This window comes from uncultured Roseovarius sp. (assembly GCF_963972555.1).
Lineage (GTDB): Bacteria > Pseudomonadota > Alphaproteobacteria > Rhodobacterales > Rhodobacteraceae > Roseovarius > Roseovarius mucosus.
Genome location: NZ_CAXAUM010000012.1, coordinates 1 through 18,886 on the forward strand (window position 1 = coordinate 1; position 18,886 = coordinate 18,886).

General features: G+C 59.1%; 16 protein-coding genes. 7 read left to right on the top strand and 9 right to left on the bottom strand.

All coding sequences use genetic code 11. The features are described from left to right. Positions 1-96 precede the first annotated feature (96 nt). From AACZ65_RS12335 to AACZ65_RS12370, 8 genes are all read right to left on the bottom strand, one after another. Positions 97-861 (bottom strand): flagellar biosynthetic protein FliR, encoded by a 765-nt coding sequence (locus tag AACZ65_RS12335; protein WP_339671271.1) that lies wholly within the window; start codon positions 859-861, stop codon positions 97-99. Continuing rightward, complete coding sequence (gene flhA / locus AACZ65_RS12340; protein ID WP_339671273.1) at positions 858-2,942, bottom strand: flagellar biosynthesis protein FlhA; 2,085 nt, start codon at positions 2,940-2,942, stop codon at positions 858-860. Before flhA ends, AACZ65_RS12335 begins: the two co-directional genes overlap by 4 nt. Before the next feature lie 3 nt (positions 2,943-2,945). Beyond that, positions 2,946-3,596 carry a lytic transglycosylase domain-containing protein gene (locus tag AACZ65_RS12345; protein WP_102106039.1) on the bottom strand — a complete coding sequence of 217 codons (651 nt, stop codon included), beginning with the start codon at positions 3,594-3,596 and terminating at the stop codon, positions 2,946-2,948. 341 nt (positions 3,597-3,937) lie between these two features. Then, positions 3,938-5,728, bottom strand: coding sequence for a hypothetical protein (locus tag AACZ65_RS12350; protein ID WP_339671276.1), 1,791 nt, complete (start codon positions 5,726-5,728; stop codon positions 3,938-3,940). Positions 5,729-6,225: 497 nt separating this feature from the next. Then, positions 6,226-7,095, bottom strand: a complete 870-nt coding sequence (motA, locus tag AACZ65_RS12355) for a flagellar motor stator protein MotA (protein ID WP_339671448.1) — start codon at positions 7,093-7,095, stop codon at positions 6,226-6,228. A 70-nt stretch (positions 7,096-7,165) separates the two neighbouring features. Beyond that, positions 7,166-7,684, bottom strand: a complete 519-nt coding sequence (locus AACZ65_RS12360) for a hypothetical protein (RefSeq protein WP_339671278.1) — start codon at positions 7,682-7,684, stop codon at positions 7,166-7,168. Positions 7,685-7,764: 80 nt separating this feature from the next. Continuing rightward, the gene (locus tag AACZ65_RS12365; protein ID WP_339671280.1) at positions 7,765-8,160 is read right to left on the bottom strand and encodes a hypothetical protein; all 396 of its coding nucleotides are present in this window, start codon (positions 8,158-8,160) and stop codon (positions 7,765-7,767) included. A gap of 11 nt (positions 8,161-8,171) precedes the next feature. Continuing rightward, positions 8,172-8,675: a flagellar basal body-associated FliL family protein gene (locus AACZ65_RS12370; protein WP_339671282.1), complete on the bottom strand. Its 504-nt coding sequence runs from the start codon at positions 8,673-8,675 to the stop codon at positions 8,172-8,174. Positions 8,676-8,797: 122 nt separating this feature from the next. Between AACZ65_RS12370 and fliF the strand changes: the two genes are divergently transcribed. The 6 genes from fliF (at position 8,798) to AACZ65_RS12400 (ending at position 15,476) form a co-directional block, all read left to right on the top strand. Continuing rightward, positions 8,798-10,405 (top strand): flagellar basal-body MS-ring/collar protein FliF, encoded by a 1,608-nt coding sequence (gene fliF, locus AACZ65_RS12375; RefSeq protein WP_339671283.1) that lies wholly within the window; start codon positions 8,798-8,800, stop codon positions 10,403-10,405. After that, positions 10,405-10,992, top strand: coding sequence for a flagellar biosynthesis protein (locus AACZ65_RS12380; protein WP_339671286.1), 588 nt, complete (start codon positions 10,405-10,407; stop codon positions 10,990-10,992). Before fliF ends, AACZ65_RS12380 begins: the two co-directional genes overlap by 1 nt. Continuing rightward, positions 10,992-11,288, top strand: a complete 297-nt coding sequence (locus tag AACZ65_RS12385; protein ID WP_339671450.1) for a FliM/FliN family flagellar motor C-terminal domain-containing protein — start codon at positions 10,992-10,994, stop codon at positions 11,286-11,288. The genes AACZ65_RS12380 and AACZ65_RS12385 overlap by 1 nt, the downstream gene beginning before the upstream one ends. Continuing rightward, positions 11,288-12,025 carry a flagellar type III secretion system pore protein FliP gene (gene fliP / locus AACZ65_RS12390; RefSeq protein WP_339671288.1) on the top strand — a complete coding sequence of 246 codons (738 nt, stop codon included), beginning with the start codon at positions 11,288-11,290 and terminating at the stop codon, positions 12,023-12,025. The genes AACZ65_RS12385 and fliP overlap by 1 nt, the downstream gene beginning before the upstream one ends. Positions 12,026-12,186: 161 nt before the next feature. Next, positions 12,187-13,233, top strand: coding sequence for a glycosyltransferase family 2 protein (locus AACZ65_RS12395; protein ID WP_339671290.1), 1,047 nt, complete (start codon positions 12,187-12,189; stop codon positions 13,231-13,233). A gap of 155 nt (positions 13,234-13,388) precedes the next feature. Then, positions 13,389-15,476 carry a glycosyltransferase family 2 protein gene (locus AACZ65_RS12400; RefSeq protein ID WP_339671292.1) on the top strand — a complete coding sequence of 696 codons (2,088 nt, stop codon included), beginning with the start codon at positions 13,389-13,391 and terminating at the stop codon, positions 15,474-15,476. Here AACZ65_RS12400 and AACZ65_RS12405 read toward each other — a convergent pair. Next, positions 15,473-16,444 carry a glycosyltransferase family 2 protein gene (locus tag AACZ65_RS12405; protein WP_037276727.1) on the bottom strand — a complete coding sequence of 324 codons (972 nt, stop codon included), beginning with the start codon at positions 16,442-16,444 and terminating at the stop codon, positions 15,473-15,475. The genes AACZ65_RS12400 and AACZ65_RS12405 overlap by 4 nt on opposite strands. A gap of 214 nt (positions 16,445-16,658) precedes the next feature. On the opposite strand from AACZ65_RS12405, the gene AACZ65_RS12410 reads away from it, so the two are divergent. Then, positions 16,659-18,875, top strand: a complete 2,217-nt coding sequence (locus AACZ65_RS12410; RefSeq protein WP_339671294.1) for a hypothetical protein — start codon at positions 16,659-16,661, stop codon at positions 18,873-18,875. The last annotated feature ends 11 nt before the right edge of the window (positions 18,876-18,886 follow it).

The following is an 18,886-nucleotide window of genomic DNA, read 5'->3' on the forward strand; positions in this document are numbered from 1 at the left end:
CAGAACGCGCGAACTCACCTTTCTTGCGGGCCTCATCCAGCTTGTGCTGTGTCGCCTCGAGCGTCTTGTCGGAGTCGTCCTCTTGCCCTTCCATCGCTATCCTCCGAACGGGTTCGCGACAAAATTCTGCAATGCCTCGACCCAAACCATCAGCATCGTGGGCACCACCAACATCAGCAGAAAAAGTGTAAGGGCCATGATCACCGGGGCCCCAACCAGAACAACCATCAACTGCGGCATCGCCCGATTGATGATGCCCAGAGTAAGGTTGTAGAGAACCGAGACAAGAACAAAGGGCGCGGCAAGGGAGAAGCCAAAGGAAAACGCCTGCGCAATCCGGGCCACGCCCCATTGCGACAGGGCACCGATATCCGGGGGCTCCCCAACAGGAAAAACCGTGTAACTGAGCACGATCATCTCTGTCACGCGGACATGCACTCCCATGATCATCATGAGGGCCACGCCCCCCGTTGCGAGCAGGTGACCAATGGCCGGGAGCGGCGTTTGTCCGACATTCCCAAGGATCTGCGCCAGGGAGGTTGACTGCGCCGCAATTGACCCTGCCATCTGCAAGGCCATCAGAAAGAGCCGTAAGGCGAGACCGAGAGCGAGACCGATGATCGTTTCGGACAGGATAAAGCCCACAGTCGGCGAATGCACCTGTGCCGTTAGATCTGGCGACAGCACGGGGGCCACGATCATCGTAAACGCGATGACAATAACCAACTTGATCCGCATCGGAACAGAGGCCTCGCCAATTCCCGGCAAAAGCCCGATGATCGGCGCCACCCGCAGGAATACGCCTACATGCAGCCAAAGCATGTCAATCGACAGTTCAAAGACTTGGGCAAAGGGCGTCACGAGCGCACTACCCCAACAAGCGACGGTTTGACCTCGAATCCAATTTCTTCAAAGCTTAGAACCGGGACGTTGACATTCCTCGCACTCAAGAGCGTGCGCAGAAACCGGCGTCGCAAGGTCGAGGTGACGAGGGCAGGCGATAGTCCCCTTTCCCCGGCCAGTTGCACCTGTTCGGCGACTCCGGCCGTGAGCGCGCTGAATTGCTCTGGTGGCAAGGCAACGTCGGAACGACCCCGCTCGCTGTTCACCTCATAGGTTGCAAATGTATCCTCCCATTCCGGAGCAAGCTGGATCAGGGGCAGGCTGCCATCGGGGCGTTGCAACCCGGCCACCAACTGAAACCCAAGCCTCTGGCGCACATGCTCGCATATCGTCTCGGGTTGGGACCCCAAGTGGCGGGATTCGGCAATGGCCTCAAGAATGAGCGGCAGGTTTCGGATCGAGACCTGCTCTGCCAGCAAGAGACGCAGCACGGCATGCAGCAGATCTGGTGCAACCCGGTCCGGGATCATGTCTTCGAGCAGCTTGCGATTGGCCTCTGACCTGCCCTTGTCAGAGAGGTTCACCATTTCATCGAGCAGACGCCGCATGGCCTTCATGGTCAGCAATCGACTTAGATTGCGGCGAATCACCTCGAGCAGATGGGTTGCCAGCACCTCGGGCGGCGCAACCAAAGTGACCCCGCAGAGCGCCGCGCGATCCTGTTCGGATGCCGGTATCCAACGTGCCGGTGCGCCATAAACCGGTTCTTTGACCGTTTCACCCGGTGCCAGCGAAGGATAGTGCTCGGGATCGAGAGCGAGAACGTGATTATCCCGCAAGAACGCCCGCGCCCGCTCGACCCCTTGAATGCGGATCAGGTAGCTGCCGGGCGGCATCCCGGGATCATCGGTCAACCGGATATCCGAGAGAATTATCCCATATGTCGTTGCAATATACTGGCGCATATTGGTGATGCGCGCCTCAAGACCGACGCCGGGATCAAGCACCATGTTGACGAGGTCCGGGGCAAATTCCACATGAATATCATCCAACTCCAGAATATCGCCCATCGACCTGACCGGCGCGATTGCTGGGGCAGTATCCTCGGCCGGGGAAGCCGCGCTCAAGACCCGGCTGCGATGGCTGGCAAAGGCCAACGCGGCCAACCCAACGCCGCCGAGGAGAAAAGGCACAAACGGAAGGCCCGGAACGAGCGCGAAAAGCCCCATCAAGACCGCAACCGTTGCGAGCGCCCTTGGATGACGGCCAATCTGCTCGGAAATCGCAAGATCCGTCGCGCCCTTGTTGCCGCCCCGAGCCAGCAGCAGAGCGGCAGCAATCGAGATAATTACCGCTGGAATCTGCGTGACGAGCCCGTCGCCGATTGTCAGGATCGTATAGGTTTCAAAGGCTTGACCGATCGGCATGTCATGCATCGCGATGCCGATCACGAGACCAACCAGAAAGTTCAGGAGCGTGATCAAAAGGCCCGCAACCGCATCGCCCTTGACGAATTTCGAGGCTCCATCAAGCGATCCGAAAAAGGTGGTTTCTTGTTGCTCCCTCTCTCGTCGTTCCTTGGCCTCATGATGACTGATGGCGCCCGCAGACATGTCACTGTCAATAGCAAGTTGTTTGCCCGGCATGGCATCGAGGGCAAAGCGCGCGCCCACTTCCGCCATGCGCGCGGCTCCTTTTGTAATCACCAGGAAATTGACGATCAACAGCACCAGAAACACGACGAGCCCCAACAGCACATTGCCGCCAATGATGAAATTGGCAAATCCCTCAATCACCTCTCCGGCGGCATCTGCGCCGGTGTGGCCCTCTCCGATGATCAGCTTGGTCGAGGAGACGTTGAGCGCCAGTCGGAGCATCAAGGACGCCAGCAGGATTGTCGGGAATGCGGAAAAATCGAGTGGCCTGTCGATAAAGAGCGTGATCGTGAAGATCAGGATCGCAAGAGCAAAGGACGCGGCCAGGCCGACATCCAGCATCCATGCCGGAACGGGCAGGATCATCATCACGATCACGGCCATAAGGGCGAGTGCCAGAAGGACCGTTGGTTGAAATACCGATTTGATGGATAGGCCGGTCATGCCTTAGAAACCTACCGCGACTGTTTGATCGAGACGGATCATGTAGCCCCGAGTTTCCCCCATCGGCACGAGAGAGCCCCGACGCGAGACACCATTCGAATTCTGCAACAGCGGATAGCCGTTCCGGGACAGAACAGGCTCGGCGGGCCACTGCCGCGTAGTTGTCTCAGATTCTTGGGGCGGGATGCCGTCTAGCCCGGCGCGGATATCTTCGACCCGTTCGCGATAGCCTTGGGCGCGCTGCGGTTGCCGGGAATGATAGGCCCCAATCGCCTTGGACCAAGTGCCCATCTCACGCCGCAAGTCACCCAAAAATCGCGCAGCGTACAGCGCATTCTCCCTTGGATCGAACATGCTCTCAAACGAGTCGAACGCTGCAGCGTGCCACCGAGTGTTGATCTGAAAGCACCCAATGTCGAAACTGCGGACACCGCGAGCATAGGCGCCGCGCACAAAGGCATGCGCCGCCGCTTCGCTCTCGAACCAATAGCCGTCGCCCTCCAAGTTCACGGTCCAAGGCCAAGCCTGAAATTCGCCCGCCACGAAACGGCCCGTTTCAACCTTGGCAATCGCGCGCAGCACATTTGTGGGAACATCCGCTTTTCCCGCCGCGTGCCGGGCCGCGTCATCACAAAGATCGACGGGGGTCGCCATGGCCTGTACCGCGCCCATAAAACAGTAGATCGTTAGGTGCCATAGCAGGCACCATAAACGGGTCAGACCTTTCTTTACCCGGTTGATAGGGACAGATTGTAAAACTCTACGGTCATGCGTTTGCTCTGCTCCGCTCCCTATGTGCGCCAGAAGTTTGCCAGACACAGGCTGTCCACCAACAAAGCGGCCTATGATCAGAAGGTCAGCCATTAACGCTCCAAGTTTAGTTGCGACCAAGGCCTCGACGCTGGCGTTCTTTCGCTTTAGCGCTCACGCTCTCGGAATCTCCACGACCAGCCTGCGCCCTATCTCTTGCGATTCGGTAACTTGTTGCCCGATTGTCAGGGGGAAATGGAAATTTCGGTACTCGCCAACAGCGCGCTCAAAGCGGAGCGGGCAGCAACGCTTTGATCAATCAATTGTCGATTGAAAGACAGAACTCCGCCGGATTTGTCTGGCGCAGCTTGCGTCATGGCTTGGGCCAGCTTTTGCTGCGACGGGTCACCCGAGGACAAGAGACTTTGCCAATCCCGTGAAAGCCATGCGGCTTTCTGCTTTGCGGCCTCATCTTTAAGCCCCTTTGCATAGCGCATTGCTCCGGCGTAATCTCCAAGAGCGGTCCGGGCGCGGGCGCGCAGGGTGTCGGCCTCAGGCGAGGCAAGACCGATGATCTCTGCCTCCACGAGGTGCGGACGTCCCCGGGCCAGCGCAATTTCTGCCTTCAAGAGCCGATACTGCGGGTCTTTTTCCGGCGGCGGTGCCGTATTGAGAAGCGCATCCGCAAGATCGGCAAACCCCAAGGTCAACACGCGCTCCACGATCCGCCGGTTCAGATCGGCAGGCATCATTGAGAAATTTGCCTTAGGCTCATTCAGGGTCTGTCGGAGGAACGCCAGATCCTCGGCATGTGCGACAAGCAGGTGCAACATCTCATTGCGCGTTTCCTTTGCCGTTTCGATCGGCAAATCAGGGCTGACGCGATCAAATTCAGCAAAGGCTTCGTGGTAGGATCGCGATGCGGTCAGAGCCAGCAAATAAGAGCGCCCAAGGTCTTGACCCAGCGGGGTTCCACGGGCCTCTTGATAGAGAGCGGCGGCCAGTTGTGCGGTGTCGTAGTCTATGGCTTGCCCCCGAGAGATTCGGGATTTGATCAGAACTGACAGAGCCTGCGCAGAGTCCGCATCATTCCGCGACAAAGAGCCTTTCAGGCTTTGCTCGGCCGCGTCGAAATCATCGTCTGCCATCGCAAGCTCTGCTCTTGCGATTTTTTCGCCTGCGGTGCCCGGCAAGTGCGTCGGCGCAAGACCCCGCAAGATCATATCCGATGTTTCACGATGCTTGGCCGCCAGCAGCTTGCGGGCAAGCGTCGGGCCAAGATGTCGACGCAGGTGCTCGGGTAATTCTGCAAACCCACGTAGGATCGCCGGATGGTCGAGCAATTCGCCCTCTGGAATTGCCTCATGCGCCAGCGCAGCCCATAAGGCGCTGCGCCCACTGCATCCCAGATCTTGCTTGAGGCGGGTCACTGATGGCGCGACATCTGGGTCGTCAACCACCGCCGCCAATTCTAGGAGAACCGAGACCTCCTGGGCATCAGACGGGATCAACGACACCACTTGCAGCGCCTCTCGGCCAAATCCGAAATAGATGTAGAGCCTTGCAAGTTGCAGCGCGATTTCTGGATCGACAACATCGAATTCCCCCGAAAGTCGAGGACAGAGATCACCTATCTGCTCCGGTAGCGGTGCCCGTTCTCCCCAGGTCGCGACGTCCAGAGTGGCCTCTGGCAGACAGGCGGTCGTGGGTGTGTCGGACGGCGCAGAGAACAAGGCCAGTTTTGGAGCGCCGTCGATTGCGCCCATCACCCGGAGATTGTCGCCCGGGGCCAAAGGCAAAACTTTGATCAAGCGAGACTCGGTACCCGGTGCCATGTCGTCAGGCGGCATAGTCTCGACCGTCGCACTTAGAGGTGTTGGGGGGGACAATGGCTCTGCAACATGGTCGAGCAAGCGTACAGGCTCGACCAGTCCCTGATTGGCTGACTGGGCGATCTGCTCCAGAAGGGTCCGCCGCGCCGTCCGCAATATATCATCCGGCGCAGACGCGATGGGAGGCATGCCGGTCTGCGTCATGCCTAGAGGCGGGGCTATGCCCGATGCCACCAATCTGGCCGCCGAAGACTCGGGCCGCGCCATCATCGACAGCACGAGGCCAGCGGTCTCGTCCTCTGCCGCACGCGCTTCCTTTGTTTGCGCCGGCGGCATTTCGGTGGTGGCAAATGTGAGAATGTCAATCACCAGCATAGACCCGGAATGCCAGAACGTCCGCGTTGTGCAGTCACAGCCAAATGTCAGGTCCAGTTGTCCAGAGCCGTCCGGAGCGTCAATCGCGGCAAGCCGCCCTTGGGTCAGCCGGTCAAAGGCTCGGCTCAGGTCAAATGCGGGGCTCTGGCCGGAAAAGGTAATCGTGATGCCATCCTCGCGGGCTTGGCCCTGCCAGTCGCGTCGCGCTGGAAAATCCAGCACCAGCCGCGTAAACCCCTCATGCTCTCCCGAGCGCACCACAACGTTTTGAGCAAGCGCTGGAATGGCCCATAGAGACAGGAACAACACTGTGACCCACGCCCGGATCATGCCGCCTCCTGCTTGAGAGATTTCAATGCCTCTTCCAACTCGTTGAAACTTGGACGCTTGTGGTTTGGTGTGTTTTGCCGCCCCACTTCAATGCAGATATTTGTGGCATGGTTATGCAGATTGGCCACCAGCACTTCGCGGATCAGTTGATAGAAATGCCCGTCCTCCTCGACCACGTCCTTGACTTTGGCCGCGAAGGGCCCGACCAGCCCGTACGAGAGGAAGACGCCCAAAAAGGTCCCAACCAACGCGCCACCAATCATCTTGCCAAGGATTTCCGGTGGCTGGTCAATCGACGCCATCGTCTTGATGACCCCCAGGACAGCGGCAACAATCCCCAAAGCGGGCAAGCCATCGGCCATGGTTTGCAGGGCATGGCTCGAGTGCAGGGCATGGTGAAGAGTGGCCTCCATCCGCTTTTCCAGAACCTCTTCCACCTGATGCGGATCGTCATAATTCATGGAGGCCGAGCGCAGCGTGTCGCTGATCAGGGCCACAGCCTCTGCATCGGCCAAAATCTTGGGGTATTTCGAGAAGATTGCCGAATCCTTTGGGGCCTCGATATGCTCTTCGACGGCGATTGGGTTCTGCCGACCCAAACGGATCAACTCGAATAAAAGACAGAGCAAATCCCGGTAATCCTGCGGCTTCCATTTCGGTCCCTTGAAGACCTTGGCCACATCTCTGAGTGTGTGCTTGATCGCAGGTCCGTCATTACTAATGAGAAAGGCTCCGATAGCCGCCCCACCGATCATCATGAATTCGAACGGCAACGCCTTGAGTATGATCCCAAGCTTGCCCCCGGCGGCCATATAACCACCAAAGACCATGACGAAAATTATGACAATCCCGATAATCCCGACCATCGTGTTCCCCAAAGGCAATCCCTGATCCGAGACTGCCATCAAGCCGTTAACAAACCCTGACGGTCCGCCTTCATTCCCGAGGCGCGGTGGCATTGCGCCCCGCGAGGATCACGCTGATGCCATGTGCCGCACCGGGCGACAGCCCAGCGAGCACATCGGCCGCGGAGTCGGGGCGCATGCGGGCAAGGAATCCGGCAGCAAAGACCGGGTCCATTTCCTCAAAGAGTGCGGCCGCCTGTTTGGGCTTCATCGACTCGTAGACCTTGGTGAGCTGCACCACGTCATTCTCAGCGGCATTTTCCGTGAGCGCGATCATGCGGCGCAAATCCTCTTCGGCAGACGTCAGTGCCGTGATCTTTTGGCCAACCTCCTGCTCGACCAGTTTGAGGGCTTGTTCCCTGTTTCGCACGGCCGCCTCTCGCTCCTCAAGCGCGCGCCCGCGCTCTTGCAGCGCTTCAAGCAGGACTTTCATATCTTCCGGCGTTTCGCAGTCCTTTGCGGGAAGCGTGCTGCTCTCTTCTATCGGCTCTGACGCGAGGGCAAAGGCCCCGCCGATACCATCGCCAAACCGCAGCAAGGCTGATGCCATCAAAAAGGTCGAGAGAATTAAAAGCACGCCGCGTGCGGGTCTTGATCGCGCAGATGGCTTGGTTGAGGAGGAGCGCCAGATCATTGGGCAGCCCCTCGCGCCGGTTCGTGATGGCGCTTGAAAACGGGCCCAGTCTCGGCAACCGGGGGGCTGACGGGCTTTTGGCGATGAGGTGGGGGTGGTCCCTCTTGATGGGGCAGATCGTGCATCGCAGCCACCAGAAGCTCGAGCCGCCGTGCCACATCTTCGGCACGTTCAGTGACGTTAACAAGAGAACGGGTGGACCCGTCCGCCGTCTGCCGCGCCGCCTGAAGCGTTCGTGTCAGATCGTCAACCTGCGCCGAAAGCACCGCCACCGCACCGCCCATGCCGGTTTCGAGATCGTTGAAATGGTTGAGCCGTCGGGCCAGCACAAAGCAATAGACCCCCGCCCCGATTGCGCCCGCAACGAGCAAAATATCCGAAATCATTTCCATATGCGCGCTCCTCAGTTCAAAACGAATTCCATGATCAACAGATCGTTGATCCGCCCGGCCCCGGTCACGACCTGCATGCGGCGCAAAAGCTGCGCGCGCAGGCGAATCAAGGCCTGAGCGTCTTCGAGATCCGCTAGCTTGAGCGCGCGCAGATAGGTATTCGTCACATCGACGATGCGCGGCATCAGCTTTTCGACATGCGACTTGTGGGCGGCCTTCACCTCCAGTTCAGCGGCGAATCGCAGATGCGACCGCGCGGCCCCCTGCCCCACCGAAACAACCACAGGAACCACCGGCACAAAGGCCAATTCAACTGTCGGCAGGCCGGGATCGGTCGCCCCTTCAACAGGCGCCTCGGCAACAGGTTCGTGACCCCCGCCAAGCGGGATCAAGCCAGACCACATGGTGTAAAATCCCGCGGTCGCCCCCAAGAGCGACAAGACCAGTCCGATCATCAATGGCCTCTTTGACGGCCTCGCCACGGCTGTTGTCTCCAATTCTCCAGTCTCTGGCATGCTCATCCATCCTGCTGTCGATAAACCCTTATAGACCCACAGAAACTAACCGATTGTTAAGCCTGATGCAGGAATGATGACATCGGAACATTACTGGAACTCAAGGTAGCGGAGGGCATGCTGTGCAGCAGATCACGAAACTCTGGAAAGCGCTGACCCTGCGCAATCGCATCATCGTCATCGGCGCGGCAGTCGTGATGTTCTGGGCGGTTCTGGCCCTTGCACGCATGGCATCCACGCCCAGCATGACCTTGCTTTACGCAGGCCTCGAAAGTGGGGCTGCGGGCGAGGTTGTCGCGGCGCTTGAGCAGCAAGGGGTCCAATATCAAGTGCGCAACGATGCGATTCTCGTCGACGCGACTCGGCGGGATGAACTGCGCATGATCCTGGCCGGCGAGGGTCTCCCGCGCTCGGGCACGAGCGGCTATGAGCTGCTCGATGGTTTGTCGGGCTTTGGCACCACATCACAGATGTTCGACGCAGCCTACTGGCGCGCCAAGGAAGGTGAATTGGCGCGTACGATCGTCTCGCATCCGGCGATTCTGGCGGCACGGGTTCATATCGCCTCGACCGGTGCCAATCCATTTCAGCGAAATATACGCAGGTCCGCTTCTGTGTCGATTACCACAAACGGGGCCGAGATCTCCGCCAAACATGCGCGCGCGCTGCAATTTCTCGTCGCATCTGCGGTTGCCGATCTTACGCCTGACGATGTTTCCATCATTGATGCTGAGGGGGCCTTGGTGAGCGGTACCGAGGAAACCAAGGCCAACACCTCGGATGAACGCGCAGAGGGTTTGCGCCTACGCGCACAGCGTCTGCTTGAGGCGCGCGTCGGGCCAGGCAATGCAGTCGTCGAGATCGCTCTAGAAACCGTCACGCAAACCGAATCGACCCGCGAGCGGCGATTTGACCCCGAAGGGCGTGTTGCCATAAGCACGGATACCGAAGAACGCGCGAATACCTCAAGCGGCAGCGACACTAGCGTTACAGTCGCCTCCAACCTGCCGGACGGGGATGCGGCCGCAGGCGGAACATCGGCCAGCGAGAACACCGAGACGCGCGAACGCGTGAACTACGAAGTGTCCAGCACCGAGCGCGAGATCATCCAGCAACCCGGTGCGATCAAGCGCATGACAGTTGCGGTTCTGATCAACGGGATCATCACCCCCGACGCAAGCGGCACACCAATCTTTGCGCCGCGCCCCGCAGAGGAGCTGACCGCGCTTAGCGATCTCGTTGCTTCTGCGGTGGGTCTGGACGAAGCGCGCGGCGACGCGTTGACGATTCGCAGCTTGCAATTCCAACCTACCGAGCCTGTCGGTACGCTCGTCGAAACAGGCTTGCTTGAGCGTCTTGCCATCGACACGATGACCTTGGTGCAATCGCTGGTTCTGGCCATCGTAGCTCTTGTGCTGGGCCTTTTTGTACTGCGTCCGATCCTCTCGCGCCCCGCCCTTCAGCCCGCCTCTCAACTGAACGCCCCAGCACGGCGGGTTCCGGAGCCAGAGCCTGCGCTCACGCCCCTTTCTGGCGTGATCGACGACGGCGACATCGACGTCGCCGGTCTGTCCGATGTGTCAGAGACACCGCAAGCAGGTCTGCGCCAGCGTCTTGATGACAGCACAGACGATCCGGTCGCACGCCTGCGCGCGCTGATCGGTCAACGCCAAGAGGAAACGGTTGAAATCCTGCGCAACTGGCTGGAAGGCGAAGAGGAGAGGGTTTGATGTCGATTGCACATCTCTTGAACGATTTCGGATCGCTTTCTCAGGGCAAGCCCGTCGCGATCACGGATGTCTCGCTCGAGGAAGAACGCCTCGCAGCCTTCGAGAAAGGCTATCAGGCGGGGTGGGACGATTGTGTGAAATCGCAGGTCGAGGATGGCCGCAGGATCACCGCCGATCTTGTCCAGAACCTGCAGGACATCGGCTTTACCTATGAAGAAGTGCGCGCCGAGATCATGGAGGCGATGCAACGGCTTTTACAGCAGATCACAGAAACGGTCCTACCACCGCTCAGTCACGCGATGCTGGTCCCGCATGTGACCGAAATCCTCCACGACTTGCTCGAAGCCAACGGGCGTCAGCCGGTTCAGCTTACAGCCGGCCCCACGGACCTCGCGATCCTGCGCCGCCTGAGCGCCGAGATGCCTGATCTTGCCTGCACCTTGACAGAGGATCAAACCTTGGCAGGCGGCCAGGTTTTCGTGCGCTTGGGCGAGAGCGAACGCGCCCTCGATATGCCGGACGTCCTGCTAAGAATTGAGCACGCGATATCCGGATTTTTTCAGCAAAATCAAAGGATAGTGGCATGATGGATGACAAAAATGGCGGCAATGAAACCTATCCCAACGATCTGCAAAATCCGTTTTCCTCGGTCCCGATCGAGATCACTGTGTCGGTCGGAAAGGCGCGCCCGCTGATCCGGGACCTTCTGAAACTTGGCAAGAATGCGGTTCTTATCCTCGACCGGCGTGTTGACGATGCTGTCGAACTCTACGTGGGCGAGCGCCTGATCGCGCGCGGTCAACTCGAAGAGATCGCAGGCGATCAACACGGTCAGATTGCCGTGCGTGTGACAGAGGTCGCTAATTTGCAGGATGGTTTATGATGAGGGCAGGTCTGATCCTCATCGGACTGAGCGTCCTTTTGCTGACTGGGCATGCCTCCGGTGCAGCGGCACAGGATCTGACCCTGTCTTTGGGTGACGGTGCCTCACTCTCGGCACGCACGCTACAACTGATCGCCTTGATTACGGTGCTCAGCCTCGCGCCGGGTCTTGCCATCATGGTGACGTGCTTTCCCTTTGTCGTCACGGTTCTCTCTATCCTGAGACAAGGGATCGGCCTGCAACAATCCCCGCCGAACATGCTGATCGTGAGTCTCGCGCTCTTTCTCACCTTTTTCGTGATGGAGCCCGTCTTTACCCAAGCTTGGGAGACCGGGATCGAGCCGCTATTGCAGGAACGCCTGTCCACCGACCTCGCCATCGAGCGGACACTGGCACCATTTCGGGTGTTCATGTTCGGCCGCGTAGACCCTGACACTTTGGCAACCATAGCCGCCCTGCGCCCAGAGAAAGCCACCGTTCCAGCAGGGCCGGACGCGCCGCTCTCGATCCTTATTCCCAGTTTCATGCTCTCGGAAATCGCACGCGCCTTTCAAATTGGCTTTCTGGTTTTTCTACCCTTTTTGATCATCGACCTTGTGGTCGCGGCCATCCTGATGTCGATGGGTATGATGATGGTCCCGCCCGCCATCGTCTCTTTGCCCTTCAAGCTGGCGTTCTTTGTTATTGCCGATGGTTGGACACTGATCGCAGAAAGCCTTGTGCGCGGATACCTCTAGCGAACCAACCCAAGCCGCACTGTGAACACAGCCCGCCGCACCTGCGAGTCGGAAAGAGAATTTTCGAAAGGACATCGCCCTTCGGGTGACTTTGATCCACAGCCCTGTCTATAGTGTCCATCAGCGCGCCAACCATACGAGCCAGACAGCAGGGGATCGCATTGACTATTCTGGGAATGACCTGTCTGCACGATGATGGCCCCTATGTCGTTGAATGGCTGGCGCACCATCTAGCCCTCGGTTTTGACAGGATGCTGGTTTACAGCCATGACTGCACCGATGGCAGCGCGGCATTGCTGAACCTCCTCACTCAGGACCCGCGGATATTGCATGTGGAATTTTCCCCAAAAGGTGGCAAATCCGTGCAATGGCAAGCGTTGCGCCACCTGCGCGACACCGAAGAGTACAAAAAGGCCGACTGGGCGCTCTTCTTTGACTGCGACGAATTTCTGTGTGGTCATTTCAACAGTCTGCACGACCTGCTTGCAGATTACGAACGGCTTGCCGGGCAATTCGACGCCCTCGCCCTGCCGTGGCGATTGTTCGGCTCAGGCGGCCACAAGCGACGTGCCGCAGGCCTGACACCAGAGCGTTTCACCCGCGCGGCACCATTTGATCTGCATTTCCCGCTGGCCCATCTCTTCAAGACGCTGCACCGGCCGCGTGCCTTTCGGCAGCCCGGCGTCCACCGCCCACGCGCACGCCAAGCTCATGCGGCAAGGTGGATCGGTCCGGACGGCAGGCATCTTGCCGAGGGGTTCGCGGTCAGTGACAGCGCAATCTCGCTCTATGGCGCACTCAACGCCCCAGCATTGGCGTGGCTCAACCACTATTCGCTCCGCTCGGTCGAGGAATTCATGCTCAAGCGTGCCCGTGGATTGCCCAATCATATGGACCGCGAAATCGGGATCGCCTATTGGGCCGAACGCAACTGGAATACAGTCGACGCCACAGAGATTATGCCCATGATGCGACAGACCCGGCAAGAGTTCGAGCAACTCATGGCCATACCCGGTGTCGCAGCGGCGCATGCGGCCTGTCTTCAGGCACACACAAACCGCTATCAAACGCTGATGCAGGATATTGATTATGTTCGCCTGGCGTTCAGAGTGGGCTTTCTAACCGGTAGCACGCCCCCCTCCGCCGAAGAGGGGCACGCCTTTTTGGCCGCACAGCTGCACTTGACCAGAGGTGGCACCGACTCATGACCGGGCAAGTGATCGAACGCCGTATGGCGAGCCAAATGTTCGAGGGGGGTGCCCTACTCGATGCCGTCGAAACGCGTCACGAGGGCGAGCGGCGAATAACACTGTTTTTAGCCCCCAAAGTTGACCCTGCCCTGATAGAACCCCCAAAGGGTGCCGTGCTCCTAGCAGAAATGAGCGTGGGCAGTGCGCCTATCCTCGTCTATTCCGTGCCCGAAGGCCGCCTTGCGTTTCAAACGCCCAACGGCGTGATGGACGTGACCCCAGCCGAAGCCGAATTATCCCTGCTTGAAGGGCGCGACACCATCGCTGCCGTGCGCAACGGAGAGGATGCCGCCACCGTTCTGACATGGCTGGCGTTCCACGCCGATCAGCAGCGGATGACGGGTGCCGTGATCCTCGACCGTGCGCGTCCCGGCTCGGACCGCGAATTTGCCCCCGCGCTGCGAGACGGCCTCCGCGAGAGCGGCCTCGACATCTCGGTGATCCTGCTCACGAGCGATCAGCCGCTGGGATATCCCGATGCCCCGCCCGAAGCGCATCCCTTTTGCGTGCCAGAGGCGCCGGGCAAGGACCGGATGGAAATCCCCGCGCCCGCACCATGGGAGTCGCCCCTCGGAGCGCTCAGCTATTACGAAATTGCCCGTCACCGCTTTCTGGCAGAGGCCCGCGCCGTGGCCAATATCGACGTTCACGATCTGATCGCGACAGGGCCCGAGACGATCTTTGACAGTGCGGTTGCCGCTCGCGGGGGACTGATCGCGCTTATCGGGCGACATTGCTATCCTTGGCGCGTGCGCAATGGTCAACCCACGCGCTTTGCCGATCATATCTGCGTTCAATTCGATTCGGGCGGCGGGCGGCAGCGCTGGTGCCTCGCGCCCGCGAAACTGCCCAAGGATGCGGTCTGGCGTCTGCTGCGGGTGGGCAATGCCCGCCCCGATGCGGCGCGCACGCAGGGGTTTTATCGGCACATGGCGCTGCGCCACCCAACCCAATCGATCTCGCGGATCGTGCCGAAATCCTCGTTGATCGAGCATCCACCGCTGCTGGAACGTGCGCAATCCTACTTTGACCATACTCCGGTGCGCATGCCCGAAATCGCCCCTGATCCGCTGCATTGCGGGCGCGGGCGCGCGGCGATCATTACGACGATGAAGAATGAAGGCCCTTTTATCCTCGAATGGCTGGCCTATCACCGCGCGATAGGGTTCGATGACATCCTCGTCTACACCAACGACTGTGTCGACGGCACCGACACCATGCTTCAACTGCTGGAGCGCAAGGGATTGGTACAGCACCGCGACAACCGCTTTCGCGAGATGGGCTTGCCCCCGCAACATGCCGCTCTGCAATCCGCCGAGAGCGAGCTGCTGATCAAATCTGCCACTTGGATTACATGCATCGACGTGGACGAGTACATCAACATCAAGATCGGCGACGGCACGCTTGATGCGCTATTCAAGGCGGTGCCAGAGGCCAACATGATCGCGATGACATGGCGGCTTTTTGGAAATGGCGATGTTCGAGACTATGTCGATCGCCCCATTACCGAACAATTCCTGCGCTGCGCCCCGGAATTTGCGCGCAAGCCGCATCAGGCTTGGGGACTCAAGACCCTGTTCCAGAATATCGGCTTGTTCAAGAAACTGGGGGTACATCGCCCCAAGGGGCTTAACCCGCAACTCTGGGAAGAGATCAACTGGGTAAACGGATCGGGCAAGCCCCTGCCGCGCGAAATGTATCGCAATGGCTGGCGCTCAACGATCGAGACCTATGGCTACGACCTCGTGCAACTCAATCACTACGCCGTCCGCTCTGCCGAGAGTTTTTTGGTCAAGCGTGATAGGGGCCGGGTGAACCATGTGGACCGCGACCAAGGCCTCGCCTACTGGTTTCGCATGAACAACAATTTCCAAGAGGACCTCTCTATTCAACCGCGCCTTGCGATGATGCGGGCCGAATTGGATCGGCTGATGCAGGACCCCGAAATTGCCGCAGCGCATCACCATTCGGTTGCCTGCCACCGCGCAAAGATCGACGAATTGCGCGCGACCGAGAATTACAGCAATTTCTTCGCGGAGTTGACCAGCCCCCGCATGGAACGCCTGTCGCGGTTGCACGGCCACTTTGGATCGAATGTCTTTCTATCCGGTCCGGGCGTGATCCCTGACGAGGTTGCATCACGCGACCCCACGGCTGAGTGGTTCTTTACCGTGGAATTGCAAGGCGATACCGCACATTAGCCGAAATCGGCTGAAATCGCCTCTACAAGCTCGTCCATATCGGGGTCCATCCGCAATGACGCAGCCTTGCGTCGGTGCCACTCAACCCCTTTGGCGTGCAAGTCTGCCAACTGTGGATCCCGTTTGAAACGCTCCAGCCATTCCGAGGTTTGTTCGCCATAACGCGCAATCGACCCATCGGTTTCATCGTTCAGGTTGAACTTGTCCCAATATTCCTTACCCAGAACGTGATGCGAATGGTTGGCCCGCCCGCGCGCACGCTTGACCAAGAAGCTGTCCATCGAGCGCAACGCATAGTGGTTCACCTGTGCATGCGTAAAAAGAGGCGGATTGTCCGTGCGACGCCCGTTCACGACATAATCAAGGCCGCCGGGCAGCACGCGTCGGACGGTGGCAATATGCTCCTCCCGCGACACCGGCGCATGCAGGCCCATCCGCAGGAACTTGTGCTGATTGGTGTAGAGAGATTTGACGAACTTGCCGGTACTGGGCCGCGTCTCGGCGTCCCATTCATATTCGCCCTTGGTGAATTGTTCGGTCACGGGCTTGTCGACGAACTGGCCGACACCATTCGGTCCGAATACACGCCACGGCACCGAAATCACATCCGCATCCGCGCCGGACCCTTGGACCAGCGCCCGTACAGAACCGTCACCCAGATGAATATTGAGGAATTCGTCGACATCGCACACAAAAATCCAAGCGGCATTTAACACGATGTCATAGCGGCGGCTGGCCTGCCGCAGGGCGCTGCGGTGGATGCCCGCCTTGCGCACAACTGTGTCATGCTGCGTGACATGGCCCATCTCTTGCAGCCGCCGCAGGATCTCAACCGTCGTATCGGTGCAATCGTTGGTGCAGACCAGAATATGATCGAAGCCGAGCGTTTTGTAATGCGCCACCCATTCGAGGATATAGGGCGCCTCGTTCTTCATCGTCGAGACGACGGTATAGGTCTCTGTGCTCATATCCGCCTCTTTACGTGCGCCATCTGGCCGCCTTGTTTTGATGACACCTTAACGTGGGCATCCCCGCCAAGACAAGCCGCATGGCGGCGCTGACACGACCCCGCAATTTCGCCAACGCCCCCCATTCTGACGATTCACAAACCCGGTCAGAGCGTCTAATCTGCTCAAAATCGCACTGTGCCGGCGATATGGCGCGCTAAAAGGAGAGTTTCTGGTGGCACGGATACGCGAGGTTGGAACACTCTGGATTGGCGGTGCACTGAGTTGGTTGGAACAGATTTGCCTCAAGTCCTTTGTGGACAAGGGTCAGAAGATCACCCTCTTCGCTTATGAACCTATCCCGAACATGCCCGCAGGGGTCATCTTTCGCGACGGGCGCGAGATCATCGACACCGAAGATTTCATAAAATACGAGCAGAAGAACAGCTACGCACTCTTTGCCGACTGGTTTCGCCTGCACATGATCCACAAATGCCCCGGCATGATCTGGGTGGATACCGATGTCTATTGCCATCGCCCGATGGACTATGACAGCGACTATGTGTTGGGCTATGAATTGCCGGGCGAGCGTCGCGTGAACAACGCGGTGCTGGGCCTGCCCGCCGACAGCGAGATTCTGGCGCAGATGCTGGAATTTACGTCGGATCGCTATTCCATCGCCCCTTTTCTGCCCCGCAAGCGGCAAGAGATGATGCGCAAACAGGCGCAAAAGGGCAAACCGGTGCATGTTTCGCAGCAACCCTGGGGCGTTTGGGGGCCGATGATGATCACGCATTATGTCCATGCATTGGGCCTGGAAGAGCATGTGCAGCCGCTCAACGCCTTTTACCCGATCACCTTTCCGGAACGATTCAAGTTCCTGCGGCGGGCGGAGCTGGCGGAGGGGCTGATCACGCCGGAAACCACGGCGCTGCACCTCTGGGCCTCGAACAAGCGTCAATTGGGCAATATTCACAACGGCCTTCCGCCCAAAGGATCCTATCTGGAGAAGCTGGTGCAGGAGACCGGCATCACGCCAGCACTGGCGCCGATCAAGGGGCGTGGCAACACAACTTTCGAAGGGGCCCTGATCGACGAGTTGGACCTCGACACTGTCACGGTAGCGGCAGATCTGACCGGACAGGCCCGCGGGTTCATGCTGGCCCTGCACCACAAGTTCGATTGCGACATCCAGCTGATCAACTGCAACCGCCGCGGCAAATTCAAAGACGGTGATCAGGAATGGCTGGCGGGCTATATGTCATTCCTGATCGAGAATGATGTAAGCCCCGACCGCATCCGGGTCCTGCGCGCAGAGTCGGACCTGCGCCCGGTGGATGTCTTATGCAATCTCTCGGGCTTTGGCGACCGTCACAACGTGCCGTTCCTTGGGAAATTCCTCGAACGCTGTCTGCATGCGGACAGTCGCGTCTTCATGGATGTGCGCAAAGGCTCGGGGGCGTTTCCGTTTCTGAAGGCGTTTGGCACCTACACAGCCCTCTCGACGCGCGAGGATGACGGGCATCCGATCACCCGCATTCGTCTCCAGCCCAAGGCGCCAGAGGTTGCACCGACCGAAGACAACTGGGACCAGATCGCGCATCAGTTGGCCGGACGGGACGGCTGGTATCGTGCGGGACCAGAGGGGCACAGCTTTCTCTTCATGCCCCGCGATCCGGATACGCTGGTTGTCACATTCGACAATCTCGATATCGCCATGACCAAGCGCGAGGATCGGCGCCCTTGGGGATACAATTTCATTCAGGACCAAGGCTGGTCGATGTTGGGCGTTCTGGCAGGCGGCTGGACATGGTATCGCGAGCCATGGGTTTGCGATCAGTTCGACACGCTCCAGCAAGAAGGCTTCTTCAAACAATTTCGCCGGGTGGTGTTCTATGGTGCTTCGATGGGGGGCTATGCGGCCTGTGCCTTTGCGCCGGCGGCACCCGGTTGTGATGTGGTTGCGATCTCGCCTCAGAGCACGGTCGACAGATCCATCGTCCCTTGGGAAACCCGCTACAAGACTGTGTGGGATAGGGATTTTACCGGAAAATACGGGGATGCCGCCGAGGTCAGTCGTGCGGCCCATCGTGTATCGATCCTCTATGATCCCTATGAGCCGCTCGATGCGCAACATGCAACACGCTTCCAACATCCGAATGTACAGCATCTGCGCGCGCCCCTTCTGGGGCATCGGTTGGGCAGCGCGCTCAATCAGATGGGTATTCTCAGCCCGATCATCCTTGGGGCCCTGAACGGCACTCTGACCCCGCAGGACTATTATCGCCTGCTGCGCGCCCGGCGCGACTTGCCACGCTACCAACGCGAATTGTTCAACCGCGCCGTTGTCAAAGGGCACACCAAACTTGCCGAAAGGCTTGGGGCGAAAATTCTGGCGCAGAACCCAAATCGCGCCGTGCGCATTGGTCTCGAGGCGCTCAAGGCGGGGTGATCCCCGGATCT

Bases quoted from the DNA above. Each gene is read 5' to 3' on its own strand.
- flhA (WP_339671273.1), bottom strand. From the start codon at position 2,942: ATGACCGGCCTATCCATCAAATCGGTATTTCAACCAACGGTCCTTCTG.
- AACZ65_RS12345 (WP_102106039.1), bottom strand. From the start codon at position 3,596: ATGGCGACCCCCGTCGATCTTTGTGATGACGCGGCCCGGCACGCGGCG.
- AACZ65_RS12350 (WP_339671276.1), bottom strand. From the start codon at position 5,728: ATGACGCAGACCGGCATGCCTCCCATCGCGTCTGCGCCGGATGATATA.
- motA (WP_339671448.1), bottom strand. From the start codon at position 7,095: ATGGTCGGGATTATCGGGATTGTCATAATTTTCGTCATGGTCTTTGGT.
- AACZ65_RS12360 (WP_339671278.1), bottom strand. From the start codon at position 7,684: ATGGCATCAGCCTTGCTGCGGTTTGGCGATGGTATCGGCGGGGCCTTT.
- AACZ65_RS12365 (WP_339671280.1), bottom strand. From the start codon at position 8,160: ATGGAAATGATTTCGGATATTTTGCTCGTTGCGGGCGCAATCGGGGCG.
- AACZ65_RS12370 (WP_339671282.1), bottom strand. From the start codon at position 8,675: ATGCCAGAGACTGGAGAATTGGAGACAACAGCCGTGGCGAGGCCGTCA.
- AACZ65_RS12380 (WP_339671286.1), top strand. From the start codon at position 10,405: ATGTCGATTGCACATCTCTTGAACGATTTCGGATCGCTTTCTCAGGGC.
- AACZ65_RS12385 (WP_339671450.1), top strand. From the start codon at position 10,992: ATGGATGACAAAAATGGCGGCAATGAAACCTATCCCAACGATCTGCAA.
- fliP (WP_339671288.1), top strand. From the start codon at position 11,288: ATGAGGGCAGGTCTGATCCTCATCGGACTGAGCGTCCTTTTGCTGACT.
- AACZ65_RS12405 (WP_037276727.1), bottom strand. From the start codon at position 16,444: ATGAGCACAGAGACCTATACCGTCGTCTCGACGATGAAGAACGAGGCG.